This is a genomic window from Sphingomonas sp. PEI4 (genome assembly GCF_056679955.1).
In genome coordinates, this window is sequence record NZ_JBWXPI010000002.1 from 30,523 (window position 1) to 49,624 (window position 19,102).

The following is a 19,102-nucleotide window of genomic DNA, read 5'->3' on the forward strand; positions in this document are numbered from 1 at the left end:
CCGCCCCACGTCATCATGTTTGTTAGAGGTCCCCATGCCTGAGCTGCTCTCCTTGTTATTCCTTGGTACGCCTGTCTGGATGTGGCTGGCATTTCTCGGCATCGTCGCAACGTTGCTGATCCTCGATCTGGGTGTGTTGCACCGCGGACAGCGGGAAATCGGGGTGCGCGAGAGCCTCGCATTGTCAGCAGGTTACATCACGCTGGGACTGGCGTTCGGCGGGTGGATTTGGTGGTATATCGGGCCTACTGCCGGTCTCAACTACGTGACGGGCTTCGTCATCGAGAAGAGCCTCGCGATGGATAACGTGTTCATCATCGCCATGATCTTTGGCTACTTCGCCATCCCCCGCATCCACCAGCACCGCGTACTGTTCTGGGGCATCCTGGGTGTCATTGTCCTGCGTGCAGTGATGATCGGTTTTGGTGCGGCATTGGTCGATCGGTTCGAATGGGTATTATACGTCTTTGCGGCCTTCCTGGTTTTCACCGGTATCAAGATGTGGCTGACTGCAGACACGGAATATGACGTAGCCAGTTCGCCCGTTTTACGCTGGGTCCGCCAGCGCATGCCGGTTACCGACCAACTTCACGGCGAACGATTCTGGGTGAAAGAGCAGGACCCAGCGACGGGGCGCATGCGCCGGATCGCTACGCCGTTACTACTGGCTCTGGTCATGATCGAATGCGCTGACGTCATCTTTGCGGTCGATTCCGTGCCGGCCATCTTCGCGATCACAACGGATCCATTCATCGTCTACACGTCGAACATCTTTGCTATCCTTGGGTTACGCGCGCTCTATTTTGCGCTCGCCGCGATGGTCGACCGGTTCCATTACCTTAAATACGCCTTGGCCGCGTTGCTGGTATTTATCGGCTCGAAAATCTTCGTTGCCGACATGTTCGGGCTCGCCAAATTCCCGCCCGCAGCGTCGTTGGCGGTAACCTTTGCGATACTGGGTTGCGGCGTCGGCTGGTCCCTGTGGAAAACGCGAGCGGCTGCTTCGGCCTGAGTTTGAACGCGTCCGCCGGCATTGAAAGCGGACCGGTCATACGCTGTGGGTATAGCCGTACTCCATCTACCGGGACTGGCGTTTACGACGCGCGGGGATAAGGTGGCTGCTGACATGACCGACCGACCGTCATCAACGGGGCCGAAAAAAGGGATAAGGATGCGCTCCGCTCTAACCATCCTTGCGCTAGTCTCTGCTCAACCCTGCTTCGCGCAGACGGACCTGCGGCCGCCCCCCCCCGCAGGTCGGCCTTTGGAGGCAGGCACTGCCGGATGGAGCATCACCGTCGGCGTCGCACCAGTCTTAAGCCCTGCATGGCAAGGCTCGCGAGACATGGCCTTGTCGATCTTTCCCGACCTGCGGATCAACTACAAGGACACCATCTTCGCTTCGATCCCCGACGGTTTGGGTTGGAACGGGGTGAACCGGGACGGGTGGAAGGCAGGACCGCTCGCCAAGCTCCGCTTTGGGCGGGATGAAGAGCGCGGGGGATCGCCGTTCCTCATTACAGGCGGGAGTGACGCGCTACGCGGCCTCGGCGACGTAGATGCAGCTGTTGAGGTGGGAGGCTTCGTCGAGAAACGGGCTGGGCCATGGCGTGGACGGATCGAGGTTCGTCGCGGCTTCGGCGGGCATGACGGCGTTGTCGCCGACGGGTCAGTTGCTTACCAGGCGCGCCGGGGACGGACCATCATCAACATCGGGCCTCGCGCAACGCTGGCAAGCCGCGAGTATATCGAGACGTATTTCGGCATCGATGCGCTCCAGTCGCGACGGTCCGGACTTAGACCGTATTCTGCGTCAGGCGGACTATTGTCCTACGGTGTAGGCGGTACCGTAATTCGTCCCCTAAACCGGCGAAGCGCCATCACGCTTTTCACTGGCCTGGATCGACTAGGTCAGAACGCAGGCGATTCACCCCTCATCCGCGAACGCGGGCGCCGGACCCAATTCACCCTAGGTCTCGGCTACGGATTTAGGTTCAACCTGTAATCGAACCAGACGCATATACCCTGCGCCGGTAGCCAGCGACCAAGCCTGAAATAACGAGGATCGCGGCAGCGCCGGTTGCTACGGCAATAGGTCCTGCAGCTTGGCCACCTGCAGCGAAGATAGCAGCAAGCGCCCAAAGGAAAACAGCTGCGTACGGCAGATTGCCACGTCCTCGGACCAGCACGGTGGCCGCGATGAGTCCAGCAATCACGATCACCGCTGCACCGATCCCAGGAGCGGCTGCACCGCCCTCCACGCCGTGATACCTCAGGCTAGCCGCGATGTTGACGGTGGTAGCGACGGTCAACCATGCGGCGAGCGCGCTCAACGGAAGGTACGCACACCACCACGCAGTTTTCGACACCGTCGCATTCGACAGGGCATGATAGGCAACGATCAGGCACGTAAGCGTCAAGGTAATGATCAGAACCGATACGAAGCTTAACCCGTAAAGCTGTGTGTAAGCAGCCCAGAGTGCGTTCCCCAAAAATGCGCCCGCTGCCGGCCAGCGCAGGCGATGAAGCAATGCATTTTGGCGCTGTGCGGGCAGGGCCTGATAAACAGCAAACACCGTGGCTCCGAGGTAGAGCGCGCCCCAGATCGAGAATGCCCAGCCTGCCGGGGTTATCAAGGTTCGGACCGCCAGAGACCGGGATCCGATAGGCTGACCGATCCCAATCTGCGGTAAAAGAGGCGTCAGAATTTGAAGCGCTGCTGTCAGCAGCACCGCGAGATGCGGCAGATTTAACGCGGTCCGTTGGGATAAGGTATTCGTTGCCATTTTTCCACAACGGCCGATCGGCTTACGCGTTGCAATGTCACGAAGGAACGCGGTTGCATTCAGCGCTATCGTATCTAAACGGTCCTCGGGCGCCTGACATATTGTCATTTACCCGAGGCTTCAGTGGGACGACCCAGAGGCCTTTATCCACAATCCCGGTTGCGACGCGAAGGCGGTATCTTATCGTATTCTAAAGTGCGGAGGATAAGACGCAATATACCAGGACCGGTACGCCAACCAAAACGATCAAAAGTAACAGGTTGAGCTCCATAAGTCGGCTCAGCCAGTCCTTACCCTCATTCTGCCGGTCTTTGGCATCAGCCTTAGAATAGCCTTCTACGATCTCCAGATCGAATTTGTTCGAGAAAAAGCTTTGTGGTCGCATCCGCAAGAAAGGCTGAGGTGCTGGATTGGCAGCTTGATGCTGACGGTCATCCTGACACAAATCATCGGATTTCGAGACTTGGTTTTCCACTACACGGTTTCCACGTATTCGAGATCATGGGCGCGCAGAACGCGTCCCAAAGGTCAGATCGAATAAAGCCCGAACTCGAACGGCAATGGCCGCGAGCTCGGGCTAAGCGCGTGCGGCGAGTTGGCCGGCGTGGTCGCGGAAACGCTTATGTGTCGCAGGAGCGTACATGTCAGTAACATCGGGGACCCGTGTCATAATGTCAACTCGTGCTAATCCCTTCGCGATCCTATTGACCTTGGCCGGCGAAACCCTAGCTTGAGGAAGCGGGCCGGGCCCCTCTGGCGGTCGTCTCAGGACGAACGTGATGTCGGACCGCATCGGGTTATCTCGATGTCTAGGCCTGGCCTGTTCGCCTGCTTTCATCGCGACTGATCCGATCGTTCAATCGTTGGTTGGAGAGCGGCTTTGCCTATATTTTCTCACAAGTTGACCCAGTTGCATGCCCGGCTGGATGAGCAGATCCGCGTCGAGATGAAGCGACGCATGCCCGATACCTTGCGGCTATTTCGGCTGAAGCGGTTGCGTCTCGACGTGAAGGACCGCCTGCACGCACGCGCCTTGCGGCCGCAGTTCAGCTGAACCGACACGCTGAACCATCGTTGTAGAATCATCGTCCGTAAGGATTGGCTTCACCGATCAGAATGGATCGGGATGGCAAAAGGAGAACGAATATGGCCTATTTTCTAACCGCCGGTTTGGTGCTTGCTGCTACCGGGGCGGCCCTCGGCATGACTGTCGATCATCAGAACCAGGTGGATCACCGCAGCGGTCCGGTCGCCGTCAAATATCGCGGTGACGTTGTCATCACGCACAAGCAGGTGGGCGCGGTTGCACCCGGCGGAAGACCGTCGTCGCTACGCTGCGACTGGGCGGCGAGCATGTCAGTGGCACGGCACGCGGTCGCGGCGTCGGGTACCAGGCTGGTGCGCAGCATCGACAGCGAACCGGTGATTTCCGGCACCCGGCCCGGCTGGTGCGTTGCGAGCCATGGCGCGATCAAGAAGGAGGTCGCGACGAAGTCCGCGGACATGCAGCAGCATCTGGTAAAGCTGGCGCAGGAAGACGAGCAGATGCTGCGCGTCGAGCTCGACCGGATCCACGGTCCGCAGCGCGCAGGATGATCCGGCGCGTTCGATTGGCGGGCGTGCTCGGTGCCGCAAGTTGCGGCCTGATCACGCCCGCGTTTGCACAAGATGTCGGGTCGGTAACCTTGGAAATGATGAGCGAAGAGGAACGGCGCGGGCTGAGCTGGAGTGAGGGACGTGCCGCGCTAGCGGGCGATATTCGCGTCTCGCGCGGCCGGCTCGATGCATCGGCGCGCGTGGTAACGCTTCGGAACAGCGTGCGACACGGTGGCGCCGATGCGGTCGTCGACCTTTCGGTGGGAACCGACTGGGATCTGGGTGCGGTGCGTATCCGTACCGACGCCACCGGCCACGCATTCGCGGGCGCGCGGGGCCGCATGGACTATGTCGAGGCCGGCGTATCGGCAAGCTATGCCTATGGTCCGCTCTACGCCACGGCCGGCGTGATCGGCGCGCCGTCGCAGCGCGCGATCGGTGGCAGCAACGTGTATGTCTATGCGAACGCCAATGCCGGTATTCCTGGTACGCCGCTGACGATGCTGGCCGAAGTCGGCCACTCGTCCGGCAGCGTCCGCGACCCCAGTCGGGTGCAGCGTCTTCGTCCGGGCGGCAGTTACATCAACTGGCGGCTGGGTCTCGAGCATCGTCGTGACCGTCTGACGATCGGCGTCGATTATATTGGGACTGACGTCTCCCGCACCGCCACTGCCAGCAGGTTTGCCGATCAACGCAACGCCGGAGACAGAATCGTAGGGCGCGTACAGGTTTCGTTCTGACGATTACCGCGGTCAGTGAGTGCCCATTAACGCTGATGTGTATACGATCTGCCTCGGCAGAACCGTCTGTATATGTTAAACAAACGGCCGGTGCGGTTGAAAAATAGCCTGACGTCGCGCTCCTGATCGTATCGACCGGGATCGAGTCCGAGAACGCCCTATCCGTCTCGATCATCGTTCGTTTGCGGGATTAGAAGTCGCGGATGGTAAGTTTTGCTGGCGAGCGAACTTGTTTGCTGCCGCCTTCACGATATCGGGCTGATTGCTATTAAAAAGGCCGTGACAAACTATCGGGAATAGCACGCAACGCGATTGCCGTTCGAAGGCATTTATGAAGATGCGCGCCTACCAACGGTTGGTCACCAGCATCCGCGACCGCCAAAGCCTGACCGATAACCGTTATTAGACGTTCGAGGCGCTGAGCGGTTGTTTCGCCGTCCATCATGGCTTCAAAGCCTTGATCATTTTGGCGTACCCGGCAGCACGAGCCAGATGAGCGATGCGAGCTGAAACGTCGTTACTGGCTTCGGCCTGTTCCCGCGCGCGCGCTTCGTTACGAACAAGAGTGCTCAGATCGCTCGAGTTGGACACGTTTATGCTCCTATCAAGCGGGAGCGCTCCAGCGTCTCTCAGTCGCCGCCATGCCATTAGCGAGTCGCGGCGATGTACCGACCCTGTACATGCCGTTAACCCGATGCCAACCTCACTTATGCTACCGTCCCCCATGGTAAACCTAACCGGCATAGTCGACGAGGTAGCGCGGCTGGACGCGCTTCGTGCTCTCGATATGCTCGACACTCCCCCTGAAGCCGAGTTCGACGCCATCGCTGTAGGGGCGCGGCATCTCTTTGGCTGCAAGTTCGCTTTCGTTTCGTTAGTTGACGCGGACCGGCAGTGGTTCAAGGCAGCGTGCGGCCTTGAGGCTAGCGAGACACCACGAGATGTGTCTTTTTGCACCCATACGATCGCTGCCGACGATCTGCTCGTCATTGCGGACACGCGCGAAGACCCGCGCTTTGCAACCAATCCTATGGTGGTGGAAACACCCTTTGTGCGTTTCTATGCAGGCGTGCCGTTGCGAGTGACACCACCAGGAGGAGGTGCCGCGCTGCCGATCGGCACCTTGTGCGTGGCTGACGACAAACCGCAGGATCCGACCCGCGAAAAGCTGGAGATACTCGCCGGTATGGCGCGGGTCGTCGAAGCGCTGCTTGAGGCGCGCCGGACCAGCAAAGAGAACCTACAGCTGGCGCTTGATCGCCAGGAGGCCCTCGGTGACATGGCCCGCACGCACAGACTGCTCCAGCACGCCGAACGCATGGCAAGGATCGGGTCGTGGCGCCTCGAGCTTGAAGGCGGACGGATACACTGGTCCGATCAGACCTACGCGATCCACGGCCTGGCACCGGGCTCGCAAGCGCAGCTTGCCCTAGCTATGCAGTTCTACCCCGAAGACGATCGTGCCAAGTTGGAAGCAGCGCTAGACCGCTGTGTGCGGCAAGGGACTGCATGGGATCTGGAGCTGAACTTCACAGATGCGCAGGGGCGGCCCCGTCGCGTGCGCACATTGGGTGAGATCGATGAGCGCGCCGGTAAGCGTGTCGCCGTCATGGGAGTGATCCAGGACATCACGGACCGGTACCAATTCGAGCGCCGTCTGGTTGCGGTAGCTCGAACCGACGAACTGACGGGCATACCAAGCCGACGCGCTTTTAACGAAGAATTGGAAGCTGCGCTCGATCGCGCCCGGGAAGGCGCACCGCTTGCTATCGCAATCATCGATCTGGATCGGTTCAAGGAGGTCAACGACCGGCTTGGCCATGCGACAGGGGACAAGGTTTTGCAGGTGATGGCCGCCAAGCTGCAAGCAGTACAGTATCTGGGCGATCACTCCATCGCCCGACTGGGCGGGGACGAGTTCGTGCTGATCCTACGCGGACGGCGTACGCACGAAGAACTCGTCCAAGACATCGCGCGATTGCTCGCAGACCTACGCTACGCCGTGCCTGACGACCGTAGCGTTATAACGGTGTCTGCGACGATCGGAGCCTGTGTCTATGGCGCAAGTTATGTCGATCGGGCTTCGTTGCTTAAAGAGGCAGACGAGGCTCTGTACCGCGCGAAGCGGATGCAGCGAGGCACGGGCGCTATTGCAGGCAACAGCGCCCATATCCAAAGTTTGGTTGGTGAGCCGCGATAATCTGCTTTGACCCCGGCACCTGGTTGGCGAGAATAGGATTCAGGCATTTTGCATGTGACAATGAGCCGATGAGCACCGGACTGATGAAGATCCCCGTCTTGCTGGTATCCGGTGTCCTGTCCTGGCTTTTCGTCAGCTGGGTGACAGGCGCGGCGGAACCCTGGGATGCCGACGCCTACTGGCGTCTCTGGTACCCGTCCTCGTTGGGCCTAGCTGCGCTAGCAGGGGCAGCGTTCAAGACGAGGGGGTGGATGGCAGGAGTTATCCTGACGTTTGCCCAGCTTCCTGTGATATGGCTCAACGCTGGGACTATCTCGCTCTGGGTAATCGGCCTGGCAATGTCCTGCGTCCTCGCTGTGCCGGCTGTCGCAATCTCAGCTTTTACCGGCTGGTTTGCGGCTCGCTCACGACCGTTGTGACAGTCCGCGAATGGGATCGATCCGCCTGTGCATCAATAAGATCATGGTAGGACCCGTTCGCCCGGGCTGGACGGTGCCCTTACCCGCCTTCCCGCAAACGAACCGTTGAATGAGAAGGCCGCCCGCCCCGACCTGAGTAAACGCTCACGCTTTCTGTCGGTGTTCTGATCGCGCTATTTGTCGTCGGTGTCTCGGCGCGCGGTAACCAGGAATGTCCGGGTTTGGAGGAACGCGGACCGTCCGCTGTGGACGCCCGACCTCAGGAAATCGACGACTGAACGGGTTAGATCAGCGCCAACGAACCGAGTCTTCTGCTGCACGCCGGAGTTGGGCGACCATCTGGCGCTCGTGGCCGGTCAGGGCGTCCTTCGACAGGAATGCGGCCTTCAACGCGGCAGCCAGTTCACCCCAGCCGTCCGTCGATCCGTTGATTGAAGTGAACGCCGGTAGCACGTCGGCTAACGCGTGGAGGCAGCGGCGGTCGCACCAAGCTTCAGTGAGCAAGCACAGATCATGGAAGAAGTCGTCACTGCTGGCATAGATGTGGTTCATGCCCAGACAATGACGGAATGGCGGCTTTCGGGCAAACCGGCTTAGCTTCCAACGACTACCTTGAGCGATCTGCTTTGTCGGAAAACACATGATTTCCGATGGCACCCCCGGAGCCACTGACGCGACTGTCAATCGAGGCTCAGCCTGTTCGACAAACCCTATCGCTTTGACCGAGTAGGCCGAAACCCGGTTTTGGAGGTTTTCCGTCACAGCCGATCGCTAGCGTTCAACTGGGTCCGTTCTGTGTACTCACCCCCATCAGGAGGCTTTCAGTATCCGGCTTAACACAGCCTCTACGTCGGTCGCCGGCACGAAGACGCGGGTCCGGTAAGCGATGATTTCGGTGAAGCAGCCGAGCGATTTCAGCCAAGGCAACTGCGAGGCGGGTGCGTCCACGATCTCCACCCTCGGGTTGCCGTTCACGATCGATCGCCGGAGCGTCATCGGGAACGGCCGCACGACGTCGACGCTGCGCCCTGAGAGAACGGAACGTGCGATCGCGTCGACCGGCAGATCGTCGGTCTTGGCGATCCCGAGCTTGGTGTAAAGCTGGACCACGTGCTGGTCGAACACGAGACGGCCTAGCCACGAATTGCCATGGGCGTCCGCAATACGGTTCACCGCGAGATGGTCCGACGGCAGCGCCGACCAGATCGGCAGCAGCAGGCCGGTCGCCAGTCTGATCGTCTCGGTATCGACCTGACCTGCCGCCTCGATGACCTCAGCGCTCCATCTGGCCTCGAAGGTCTCCCGGTCGACAACGTCCCATGCCGTTTCCAGCAGATCGGCCTCGCGCAGATACTCACGTCGGCAGGGACGCTGCAGTTCGATGCGCGCGATCGGCTGGCCATCGTCGTCCATCCACGACCGTGCCCGGGTCCGGAGCGCGACGCGCCCCGACCGGGCGTTGACCACGAACGCGACGTCGTCCTGCCATTTGGCGAGGTCGAGGATACGGTCGAGCGAGATGGGATTCTTGCGGCGCGCGATCTCGATCGTGAGAAGGTGCGAGGTCGCGCCCGACAGGGGATCGGTGCGCAGCAGCGTGTCGTCGAGGACCGTCGCGGTATCCGCCGTGATCGTCTCGACGCCGACATCGAGCGTGCCGGCTTCGCGGGCTGCGGCGACGCGGGTTTCGACGAGTGCCAGGAATTCGTCGAAGATCAGGTTCTGGAGGCCGATCGGCAGCGCAAGCAGACGGTTCAGCCAGCGTTGGATGGGCGGCAGCTCTTCCTTCAGGACGCCGTCATTGTCGTGCAGCTCGAGGCCGGTGCGCGAGCAGAAGTCGTCCATCGTCGTGCTGGTCAGCTTGCCGCCATCGAGGAGCGCGAACCATGTCAGGAGTGCATCCTTGGCATACTCACTTTCGAGATTGTCGGCTGGATCGAACAGGTTTTGCCCGCCGGTCTGCCGCTGGCCGCGCGTGAGGGCGCCAAGGCTGTCGAGGCGCCGCGCGATTGTCGAAGTGAAGCGGAGCTCGCCCTTGCAGTCGGTGGTCACCGGCCGGAACAGCGGTGTCGTCGCCTGATGGGTACGGTGCGTGCGACCAAGCCCCTGGATCGCGCGATCGGCACGCCAGCCAGGTTCGAGCAGGAAGTGGGCGCGCTGCTGCTGGTTCTTGGCATCGAGGCTGGCATGGTACGAGCGCCCGGTGCCGCCAGCGTCAGAGAACACCAGCACCCGCTTCGTGCCGGCCATGAACGCCGCGGTCTCAACCTGCGAGGACCGCCCCGAGCGGGTCTCGATCTTCTGGCGACCGTCCGACGTCGGTACGAGACGCCGCGAGCGCCCCGTCACCTCGGCCACCATATCGGTGCCGAAATGCTCGATCAGCGCGTCGAGTGCGGATTTGATCGGAGGCAGTGCACAGATGTGCTCGAGCATCTGGTCGCGGGCAGCGAGCGCGTCGGGGTTATGGACCGGGTTGCCAAACTCATCGCTCATCGGCGCCGAACGCGCGGTACCGGTGTCGTCGGTATAGGTCTGCATCTGCCGCGTCGGGAACGCCCGCATCAGATAATCGGCAATATACTCGGTCGGTGACAAATCTATCATCGGATCCGCACGTTCGTCGGCCGACATCTGGGCCAGGCGTCGATCGAGTATAGCCTCGGCGGTCGTGACCAGCTGCAGCACCACCGACTGGTCAGCCTTCAGATGCTGTTCGACCGCGGCGATGACCGTCGGCAGCTTCATCGAGAGCAGGACCTGCCCGAAGAAGCGCTGCTTGGTCGATTCCAGCCGTGAGCGTGCCGAGGCCTTCGCACCGCTATTGAGCGTCCTCTTTTCGAACCCGTCAACGACGCCGGTCAGTTCCAGCGCCTCTTCCATGTTCTGGTGAATGACGCTCCAGGCCTTGGCATAGGTGTCGTAGATCTCGATCTGCGCCGGCGTCAGTGCGTGCCGCAGCACGTCGTACTCGACGCCGGCGAAGCTCAGCGCGCGCGAGGTATAGAGACCGAGCGCCTTCAGGTCGCGCGCCACCAGTTCCATCGCTGCGATCCCGCCCTTGCGAATTTCGGCAATGAACGCCTCGCGGTCTGCGAACGCGGTGTCGGGTCCCCACAGGCCAAGCCGCACTGCGTAGGCGAGGTTGTTCACATCGGATGCGCCGGTTGCCGAGGCGTAGAGGACCCGGGCGCCGGGCAGGTTGTTCTGCAGCAGCACGCCGCAGATGCCCTGCTGAGATCCTTCTTTTTTGCCCATGGCACCCTCGCCACCGGCGACGCCGCCCATCTCGTGCGCCTCGTCGAAGGCGATCACCCCGTCGAAGTCGGAGCCTGCCCAATCGAGGATCTGCTGCAGGCGGCTATGGTCGGAACGCATCGAGCGCAGCGTCGGATAGGTGACGAAGAGCACGCCCTCGTCCAGTTTGATCGGCTGATCGATCTTCCAGTTGGAGACCGGCTGTACGTCGACCGACATGCCACCGAGCGCTGTCCAGTCGCGACGCGCATCTTCGAGCAGCGGTTCGTTCTTTGACACCCATATATGCCGGCGACGACCCTGTAGCCAATTATCGAGGATGCACGCTGCGACCTGTCGGCCTTTGCCCGCCCCAGTACCGTCGCCCAGAAAGAAGCCCTTTCGGTAACGGCTGCCCTCGGGATCGATGGTGAGTTCGACGCCTTCCTTGGCCGGCTTGAACGACCCGGGGAGCAGCTGACCCCAAGCATGGCCCGCATAGACCACGGTCTCGAGCTGCGATGAGGACAGCATCCGCTCCGTCACCGTGCGCTCCGGAAGGTGGGCAATGTGCGTCGGAATGGGTGCTGGTATCGAACCCATCGCCACTGATTCCACCAGCGCGGTCGGGTGGTCGCCGGCGACGTCGAACACGATCCGGCTTGGCCGGTAGGGCCAACTTGGTCGGCCAGAGGTGCGGCCGTAGCTAGCGTTTTGTAGCTGACCGGCAGTACGGTGTTGCGCACCGGTGCATGATACGTGCGAGCAACCGTAGCTCTGGCTTGCCGCGCCGCGCCGAACAGGCTGGGTTCGGGCACCGGCAGTGTCGCTATCGGGGTATCAGCCACCAGCGAGGCCCGCGGCGGGATGGTCACGGCGTCGAGGAAACCCGCGACCGAACTGCGCTGGATAACGGTGTGCGAGGTGCCGCCTGCCACCTTGTCGATGAGGTAAAGTCGCACCGCGATATCGGTGCCGTGCTTGCGGTAGCAATGCTCAAGCCGCAGCGAGGTGCGAACCGTGCAGCCGGTCAGCACCGCCTCATAGGCCGCTTTCAGCCGTGCGCTTGGCGCGAACCAGTCGGGCATGATCGCTACCACCCGACCGCCCTTTGCGACCCGGCGGATCGCTGCCTGGAGATGGCGAAGCGCAGCAAGATCGTCGGCGCCGCGACCGACGCTGCGCGAGAAGGGTGGATTCATCAGCACTACGGTGGGCTTTGGCAGCCGCGCGTGCAGACTGACCAGCGCCGCGCCGTCGTGACCAGTGACGATCGCATCCGGGAAAATGCCGGCGAGGCGGTCGCGGCGTTTCGTGTCGATTTCGTTCAGCTGCAGGCTGGCGCACGCCGGTGCCTGGACGATCAGCAAGCCGTTGCCGGCGCTGGGTTCGAGGACGATGTCGTGCGGACCGATCGCGGCCATCAGCACCGCCATCGCCGCAATATCGACCGGCGTCGAGAATTGCTGAAGGTCGATCTGTTCCTCGCTGCGCACCGTCTGGGTCGGCAGCATCGCCATGATCGCCGACGCCTGTGCCACGTCCGACATGCCAGTGAGCTGGTACGGCCGCGACGCGAGATGGAGCGCAATGCCGTGTTCGAGCGTCTCGAAACTGTCGCGCTGCGTCCAATGACCATCGGCGTCCGAGCCGCCAAAGGCCGCTGTCATTGCCTCGTTCATATCGCGGCGGGCGATCGGCGTGCCCGATGCAAGCAACCCGGCAATTCTTGCCGCTGCACTGTGATCGGTGACGGGCGGAAGATCGAGCAAATCGAACATGGCAGGTTCCCTCAGGTTACGCTGCCAATCCGACAGCTCACCGCCTCCCTCCCTCTCCCCTCTCTGCCGCCTCGAGCGCCTCGGCCCAGTCTTTGTAGCCCACCGGGTAATCGACCTGGATGACACGACTATCGGATGCGAAGCGGGCAATGCTTCGCGCAACCGCACGGCGTCCGGCGAGATCATTATCGCCCGCGAGGATTAGCTTTGTAACGCTGTCAGGGATCGTCACTAGATCGAGCCGGCGCGATCCGAGCGTTGCCCAGCAAGGTAGTCCGCGAATCCGGGACCAGGCCCGCGCCGTCTCGAATCCTTCGGCCAGGCCAATGGCCGCACTAAGGCCACCGCCCCGCCATGCCCCGGTACCAAGCGTGCCGAGCGTCGCCTTCTGAGAATAGCCTCCATCGGGCTTCAGGAAGATGCGCTGAAAGGCGACCAGGCGCTGCGCTTCACGGACCCCGATCAGCAGTGCCGGCTTGAAGACAGTCATGGGCTTGGGACCTAGCGGACAGCGCGGATGGAAGCGGACGTCGGTTGGCACCGGCAACAGTCCCCTCGAGGCGAGGTAGCGCTCGGCCAGGTTACCGGAGACACTTACCGCCTCGCTCCACAGCCGGTCGATGTTGGCCGTACCCTTTGCCTGGGCCAGAACGGGCGGTTTATAGCGGCGCCCGATTGGTATCCGGTCCAGCTCACGCAGGATGTCGCCGGCGTCGCACCCGGCAAAGCAGGTCACCAGCAGGCCGCGGTCACCCTGCCTGATCGAGAGGCTTGGTGTACCGTCGGTATGCGCGGGGCACCGACACATCGCACTGTTCCCGTGCCAAGTGCCGCCAAGCGCGCCGACCAGATCGACGAGGTGCTGGGATGGTCGATTGGCGATGATAGCCATATTCGATACCCTTTAGCGCGCACCGGCAGGGACGTAACTGCTCACCGGGTTGGCAGGAAAGGGTTGCGGAGTGCGCGTGTATCTGATTCATCCTGCGCATGCCGCTTCCACCGCGCTTCAGGCTGAGTGACGCTGACAAGGATGCGCTGCTGGCGCAGCAGCAGGATATGATCGAGCGGCTGGTCGCTCGGATCACAGAGCTCGAAGCACTCGTAGGCAAGCCTCGCAAGACGTCGGTCAACTCGCATATCCCGCCTTCGAAGGACGGGATCGGTCGTGACAGGAAGCGGCGCAAACTATCGGGTGGGCCGCGCCCTGCTCGGGAAGGCAAGGCCCGCTCGCTGACGGAGACGCCGGACAAGACCGAGCGCCGGATTGCAGATGCCTGCGGTCATTGCGGGACGGATGTGTCGGGCGCTTCGCAGCGCTGCCGGCATCGCTACGATCATATCGACCTGCCCCCGATCCGGCCGGTCGTGACGCGGGTGGAGCTGTTCGGTGGTCGCTGCGGGGGCTGTGGCCGACGCTATCGCGCCGAGGCTCCGGCGGGCATGCAGCCGGGTACGCCGTTTGGGCCCGGCATCCGCTCACTGCTGGCCTACCTGCACCACAGCCATCATGTCGGGTTCGAGCGCCTATCGCGGGTTGCGGCCGAGATGTTCGGCCTGACCATTTCCGAAGGCGCCATCGCCAACATCTTCCGACGGATGGGTCAGGACATGGCCACCGCGACGAGCGCGATCCGTGAGAAGCTGCGCAGCGCTCGGATCATCGCCTCGGACGAAACGACGACGCGGACCAACGGCGTGATCCAGTGGCAGTGGGTGTTCATTTCGGACCAGGCCGTGCTGCACAAGGTCGCGCCAAGCCGGGCACGCCGTGTCGCCGCAGAAGTGCTCGGAGATCACCGGCCCGACGTCTGGGTGTCCGACCGCTATGCCGGCCAGCAGGATCTGGCCGGAGCGCATCAAGTCTGCCTCGCCCATGTTCTGCGTGACGTTCAATATGCCATCGACTGCGGCGACACGATCTTTGCCCCCACGATCCGCGACCATCTGCGATGGGCGATCGGGGTCGGCAGGCGACGACACACTCTCAAGGACAGTACGTTGGTGAGCTACGCTGCAAAAGCCGATCTCAAACTGTCCCGGCTGATGCTTGCGCCTGTCGCGCACCCTGCGGGCAAGGCGCTGCTCAAACAGGTCAAAGCCTGGCGGACGAAGTTCTTCGTCTTCCTCACCAATCGTAACGTGCCCGCCACCAACAACATCTCCGAGCGCGAGATCCGCCCCTCGGTGGTGTTCCGCAAGGTGACCAATGGCTTCCGCTCGGACTGGGGCGCCCAGATTCACGCCGGATACCGCTCCGTCACCGGGACCGCCCGCCTGAGCGGCCAATCCGCGCTCGCGGCCGTGCGCGACCTTGTCGATGGCAAGTTCGCCCTCGCCTGATCAGGCTACAGCACGCCAGCCCGGTGAGCAGTTACGCAGGGACGCCGGCGATCGCGTAGAAGGTCTTGTCACGATCGAAGTAGCTGGCGATCTCCTCGACAGCCGCTTCCGGGTCGGATGGCAGATCACGTCCTGTCTTCTTCGTCACATAGGCGGCCAGAGCCTTTTTGGCGGACATCTCGCTCGGATGGAAATCCAAGACGTCCTTGGCGCCGTGGTCCCTTATGAAAAGGACGTACTTGGTCATGGCTACAGGCCTCGTGCTGAAGGCTGCCTTTTCCGGCCGCCCTGGGGTGGAAGGTTAAGGCCGCTTTCCGCGACCCTTTTCTTACCCTCCCTCTCCACTCCATTTTTTTGACGGACCAAGTGGCGCACAGTCTCATTTACCAGCTGCTAAAATCTCGCCGCTAAGCTGCTCTTGGAACTAGAATCATTCTGCGCAGGTTTGTCGAGCGCGCTCTTTTTCATTCGAGGTGTCGATGAACCAGTTTTCGCAGGTCGAGATTGCCAACTGGATCGCCATTTATCTGGCAGCGGCTATGTGCTGCGCAATCGCCATGGCTATGTCAGTCTCCGTGACGGTCCACGGTTTGTACCGGGACAGGGCATGGGAAGATGTTCGTAGTGTTCGTGGAGCCGTACTTTTCCTGCCAAAGGCGTGGTGGCGCTGGCAAAAGCTGTATCTACTGTCGACACCGGTAACGCTTGGAATCTTTAGTTATTTCGCTGCGACGATGACTTGGAGCTGATTGCTCAAATATCCAGAACCCGAAGCAGTTTGGTCGACGCAGAATCCTGATCCATTTCGGACCTATCTAGCGTCACGAGATCACCCAGGACGGCCATGCGAGGGTGCGTCACCGCCTTGGCAGCTTCGTACTCGTCGCTGTCAAATCTTATCGCCTCCACCACCACCGTCCGCAATTCCCCCGTCATTCGCGACCTCGCCTCCAGGACAAAGTCCGGCCGGCAGGGGCCGTTTGGTGTCATTGAATCGAAGAGCGGCTTGCTGATGGCCATGTCTACACCCCGGGCATGCAACACGCGCTGGGTATCGAGGATCGCGCGTAGCGCCTTGCGCTCGAAGTCGGACTCGACAGGCACGAACATACGTCCGTTGTAGATCGGCTGCGCATAGGCGCGCAGGGGCGCATAACCGCGCGCCTCGGGATATTCGCCAGCGACGACAAGGACGATGTACGGTCCGCTGATGTGGTTACCCCGGATCGAGGGCGATTGGACGCGCGTCGCGATGTTGACCGGTTCACCGTCAGGCACATGGATTTCATTGCCTTTGATCGCCTTTGCATAGAGCGCCACGAAGCCTTGCGGAGCATGCCTCTTGGGCCATTTCGGCGCCAGTGCGCGTAGTGTGCCATACACCGTGTTCGTCTCGAGGGGGCGCGCGTGTGTCCAGAATGCCCTGGCCAGCTCGACGCCCGGCGCGATCTCGATCTTGGCGGCCGCACGGCCGAGCGATGCAAACTCTTCCCTGATCGACCATTCGTAGCCCATACCCAACGGGGCAATCGTATTGCAGCCCGCGCTGTCGAGCAGGCGCCATAGGAGGCGCGCGAGCCGCGGGGTCGAGGCGTTGCGGGTCCGATCGTCGAGACTGTCGTCCTCAGGCCGCTGTGCGAGCTTCTCCGGTGCTGGTCGCAAGACCTCGAAAAAGCCTGAAGGTGGATCGGTTGGGGTGTTTTGGGACCTGACTTCCGTAATGCGATTGGTGGCCTGGTCGCGGAAGAAGGGGCAATCGGTGCGGTGCTCCGGCCGCTTAGTGCTGGTCAACCGGCGCAAATAGTAGGTTTCGGCCTCGGAAAGGTAAGCCGGCGTCAGGATGGGCGGGGCCTTACCCGGTCCCAGACAGCCGCAGGCGATCCAGCGGTGTCCGATTCGCGCATTCTGGACGAGCGTCACGCCAGCTTGTTCGTCATGGAACGAGCCGTCGCCGACATACCAGCGCACCAGCGCCTCATGCAGGGATGCCGGCAGCGGGATCCGATCCCCGTTGTTTCCGTCGGTATCGCGGTGGATCAACCACATGTTCGAGTGACCTTCAGGCGCTAATTGAAGCCAGTTTCGGCAGGTCTGGTGGTCTTGACAAGCACAAACCGCTTGACCTCAACTCTTGGGATATCAAGGCCAATGGGGGTTTTCCGTGCGTTATCCACTCGCTGCTGCTGGCCTTTGCGCCGCTCTGATCGTCGGTTCGCAAGCCGGTGCCGCTCCAAAGGGCTCAGCGTTCCGGAAGGTTCAGCTGATCTCGATGACGGGGAGTCTGCCCACCGATGCCACGAACTCTTTGCCCGGGATCCCTCCATTAGCGGCAATAGCCGAGCCGTCGCCGCTGCCGGACGCCTTTCAAGTCCATGATCTTAGTCGCCGCTACGTTCAGTTCCGCATGCAGCAGGAGATCGCTGCAGCGGCGGTAACCCCGGTGGGTGCTCCTATTATGAGTGGCGAGCCCACAGGTATTGCGGCGTTTTCATCTATCCAGGTTCCGGGCTGGCTACGCGGGGGGATCACCATCCAGCCCGTCTCTTTCAAACCCGGTTGTGCTCCGCTGTCCTATCGTCCGTCAGGGTTTCTTGCCCGGAGTGCGGAGGCGCGTCGTGCCGCCTACTATGGGATGATGAGCGCGGTGGCCTGCGAGCATGGTATCCCGACCGGTTTGTTCGATGCGATGATTATCCGCGAGAGCGGGTACAATCCGATCGCCACATCGACGGCGAACGCCTACGGCCTCGCGCAGCTAATGCCGGGGACGGCGGTTGGCCTCGGCGTCGATCGGTATGATCCGCTGCAGAACATGCGTGGTGGTGCCCGTTATCTTCGGCAGCAGCTTGATCGTTTCGGCCAAGTTCACTTGGCGCTGGCCGCCTATAACGCAGGTCCAGGTCGCGTGCACGGCGGCATGGTCCCGCGCATCACCGAAACACAGGCTTACGTCTCAGCCATTATCGCGAACTGGTCGCGGCTGACGTCGCCAGCTCGCTCGCCTTCCCCGATCTATAATCGGTCAGCGGGCTATACCAAGGTCGCCGCGATGCAGCGCTTCTAAGCAGAAATTGACCTCTGCCTAGGCTTCATGCGAACCGATGTAGTGACGGATTTACGGCGACGACCAAGCGAGTCTGTTCGTTCGCCGGATACGACCTCGATCAAGCTGACGTCATACTCTGGTAGCCGGTTTTCTGCTTCAATGCTCTTGAGAAGCTGCTTTAGCCGTTTCATTGGACCCATAGAACCAATTTTGTGATGAAGCTCCTCAAGATTGATGTCGATTGGACCAGCTTCGCAGTAACAATGGGCAATTTCGTAAAGACGACGTTCGATTGCACCCAAACGAAAATAGTCATGGTGATAATGGTAGATCCGCTGATCACGTTTGATTGCGCGGTATAGCCAATTGCATGGGCGGACGCGCACATAGCGAAGGACTTCGTCCCCGTTCGCCATTTTCTCGTACTCGACCTGCGCCTCGGACAGCCACGAGAACCAGCCCCGGTCGATTTTTGATCCGGTCTCGATATTCGTCTTTATCTGAGTGCCTTGAAGGCGTTCCAGCGCTTCACCAAACCGCCGGTAATCGCGTACCGACGGTCGCTCGACTCCGGTGATGCGAAAGAAGTCATGAGCTGAAAAAGTCACGTCCTCATCTGAGATCTGGCCATCAGCTATCGCCTGCGCAACGAGGGAGGCAACATACAGAAGGATTTCCTTGTCCCACATTGTCGCAACACCGGTTGCGCTTGGCCGGATTTGAATGGTCACCTGGTCATGCTTGTACTCGATAGGCTCAAGGTGCGCATTCTTCGAAAGCACGAAGAACGGGTAGTCCATGATGCTCCGCTCGCCGCGGACTTTTCCGTGAAGCGGGCTGTCCATGTCGAACAGTGAAATCTGCCGCGCTATCGCTGGTGATTTCGCCATCATCGATCCCCTTTGCAATACACCCCCTTCTTATCATTCTATCCTCTAGAATCACCCCTAGTCG

General features: G+C 61.2%; 17 protein-coding genes and 1 pseudogene. 9 read left to right on the forward strand and 9 right to left on the reverse strand.

Going from position 1 to position 19,102, the window contains the following annotated elements; all coding sequences use genetic code 11:
• The first annotated feature begins 34 nt into the window (after positions 1-34).
• Together AC1MLZ_RS19250 and AC1MLZ_RS19255 are read left to right on the forward strand one after the other, a co-directional pair.
• The gene (locus tag AC1MLZ_RS19250; RefSeq protein ID WP_183938027.1) at positions 35-1,012 is read left to right on the forward strand and encodes a TerC family protein; all 978 of its coding nucleotides are present in this window, start codon (positions 35-37) and stop codon (positions 1,010-1,012) included.
• 159 nt (positions 1,013-1,171) lie between these two features.
• Positions 1,172-2,005: a MipA/OmpV family protein gene (locus AC1MLZ_RS19255; protein ID WP_221211942.1), complete on the forward strand. Its 834-nt coding sequence runs from the start codon at positions 1,172-1,174 to the stop codon at positions 2,003-2,005.
• Here AC1MLZ_RS19255 and AC1MLZ_RS19260 read toward each other — a convergent pair.
• On the reverse strand, positions 1,995-2,786 hold the full coding sequence (locus AC1MLZ_RS19260) for a hypothetical protein (protein ID WP_183938029.1): 792 nt from the start codon (positions 2,784-2,786) through the stop codon (positions 1,995-1,997). The genes AC1MLZ_RS19255 and AC1MLZ_RS19260 overlap by 11 nt on opposite strands.
• Positions 2,787-2,976: 190 nt before the next feature.
• Positions 2,977-3,261 carry a hypothetical protein gene (locus AC1MLZ_RS19265; protein ID WP_183938031.1) on the reverse strand — a complete coding sequence of 95 codons (285 nt, stop codon included), beginning with the start codon at positions 3,259-3,261 and terminating at the stop codon, positions 2,977-2,979.
• Between the two features lie 426 nt (positions 3,262-3,687).
• Between AC1MLZ_RS19265 and AC1MLZ_RS19270 the strand changes: the two genes are divergently transcribed.
• From AC1MLZ_RS19270 to AC1MLZ_RS19280, 3 genes are all read left to right on the forward strand, one after another.
• Entirely contained in the window at positions 3,688-3,840 is a 153-nt protein-coding gene (locus AC1MLZ_RS19270; RefSeq protein WP_321163344.1) for a DUF465 domain-containing protein, read from the forward strand.
• Positions 3,841-3,932: 92 nt separating this feature from the next.
• Positions 3,933-4,382, forward strand: coding sequence for a hypothetical protein (locus tag AC1MLZ_RS19275; protein ID WP_055876914.1), 450 nt, complete (start codon positions 3,933-3,935; stop codon positions 4,380-4,382).
• A 98-nt stretch (positions 4,383-4,480) separates the two neighbouring features.
• Positions 4,481-5,122: a TorF family putative porin gene (locus AC1MLZ_RS19280; protein WP_235516971.1), complete on the forward strand. Its 642-nt coding sequence runs from the start codon at positions 4,481-4,483 to the stop codon at positions 5,120-5,122.
• A 441-nt stretch (positions 5,123-5,563) separates the two neighbouring features.
• On the opposite strand, the gene AC1MLZ_RS19285 is transcribed toward AC1MLZ_RS19280, so the two are convergent.
• Positions 5,564-5,713 (reverse strand): hypothetical protein, encoded by a 150-nt coding sequence (locus AC1MLZ_RS19285; RefSeq protein ID WP_162237052.1) that lies wholly within the window; start codon positions 5,711-5,713, stop codon positions 5,564-5,566.
• Between the two features lie 133 nt (positions 5,714-5,846).
• On the opposite strand from AC1MLZ_RS19285, the gene AC1MLZ_RS19290 reads away from it, so the two are divergent.
• Complete coding sequence (locus AC1MLZ_RS19290; protein ID WP_056418723.1) at positions 5,847-7,322, forward strand: sensor domain-containing diguanylate cyclase; 1,476 nt, start codon at positions 5,847-5,849, stop codon at positions 7,320-7,322.
• 707 nt (positions 7,323-8,029) lie between these two features.
• Here the strand turns inward: AC1MLZ_RS19290 and AC1MLZ_RS19295 are convergent.
• The 3 genes and pseudogenes from AC1MLZ_RS19295 to AC1MLZ_RS19305 all read right to left on the reverse strand — a co-directional run bounded on the left by AC1MLZ_RS19295 (position 8,030) and on the right by AC1MLZ_RS19305 (position 13,651).
• A complete protein-coding gene (locus tag AC1MLZ_RS19295; protein ID WP_480961626.1) occupies positions 8,030-8,293 on the reverse strand; it encodes a hypothetical protein in 264 nt (87 codons plus the stop codon).
• A 258-nt stretch (positions 8,294-8,551) separates the two neighbouring features.
• Positions 8,552-12,759: pseudogene (locus tag AC1MLZ_RS19300) on the reverse strand (strawberry notch-like NTP hydrolase domain-containing protein).
• 37 nt (positions 12,760-12,796) lie between these two features.
• Positions 12,797-13,651, reverse strand: coding sequence for a DUF7146 domain-containing protein (locus AC1MLZ_RS19305; protein ID WP_480961627.1), 855 nt, complete (start codon positions 13,649-13,651; stop codon positions 12,797-12,799).
• Between the two features lie 98 nt (positions 13,652-13,749).
• Between AC1MLZ_RS19305 and tnpC the strand changes: the two genes are divergently transcribed.
• Entirely contained in the window at positions 13,750-15,102 is a 1,353-nt protein-coding gene (gene tnpC, locus AC1MLZ_RS19310; RefSeq protein WP_480961354.1) for an IS66 family transposase, read from the forward strand.
• Between the two features lie 31 nt (positions 15,103-15,133).
• Here tnpC and AC1MLZ_RS19315 read toward each other — a convergent pair whose 3' ends face one another.
• On the reverse strand, positions 15,134-15,349 hold the full coding sequence (locus tag AC1MLZ_RS19315) for a hypothetical protein (protein ID WP_480961628.1): 216 nt from the start codon (positions 15,347-15,349) through the stop codon (positions 15,134-15,136).
• Between the two features lie 232 nt (positions 15,350-15,581).
• On the opposite strand from AC1MLZ_RS19315, the gene AC1MLZ_RS19320 reads away from it, so the two are divergent.
• Positions 15,582-15,851 (forward strand): hypothetical protein, encoded by a 270-nt coding sequence (locus AC1MLZ_RS19320; RefSeq protein WP_480961629.1) that lies wholly within the window; start codon positions 15,582-15,584, stop codon positions 15,849-15,851.
• A 4-nt stretch (positions 15,852-15,855) separates the two neighbouring features.
• Here AC1MLZ_RS19320 and AC1MLZ_RS19325 read toward each other — a convergent pair whose 3' ends face one another.
• Positions 15,856-17,148 carry a hypothetical protein gene (locus AC1MLZ_RS19325; protein WP_480961630.1) on the reverse strand — a complete coding sequence of 431 codons (1,293 nt, stop codon included), beginning with the start codon at positions 17,146-17,148 and terminating at the stop codon, positions 15,856-15,858.
• Between the two features lie 115 nt (positions 17,149-17,263).
• Between AC1MLZ_RS19325 and AC1MLZ_RS19330 the strand changes: the two genes are divergently transcribed.
• Positions 17,264-18,166, forward strand: coding sequence for a lytic transglycosylase domain-containing protein (locus AC1MLZ_RS19330; RefSeq protein ID WP_480961631.1), 903 nt, complete (start codon positions 17,264-17,266; stop codon positions 18,164-18,166).
• Here the strand turns inward: AC1MLZ_RS19330 and AC1MLZ_RS19335 are convergent.
• The gene (locus AC1MLZ_RS19335) at positions 18,163-19,038 is read right to left on the reverse strand and encodes a replication initiator protein A (protein ID WP_253069883.1); all 876 of its coding nucleotides are present in this window, start codon (positions 19,036-19,038) and stop codon (positions 18,163-18,165) included. The genes AC1MLZ_RS19330 and AC1MLZ_RS19335 overlap by 4 nt on opposite strands.
• Positions 19,039-19,102 lie beyond the last annotated feature (64 nt).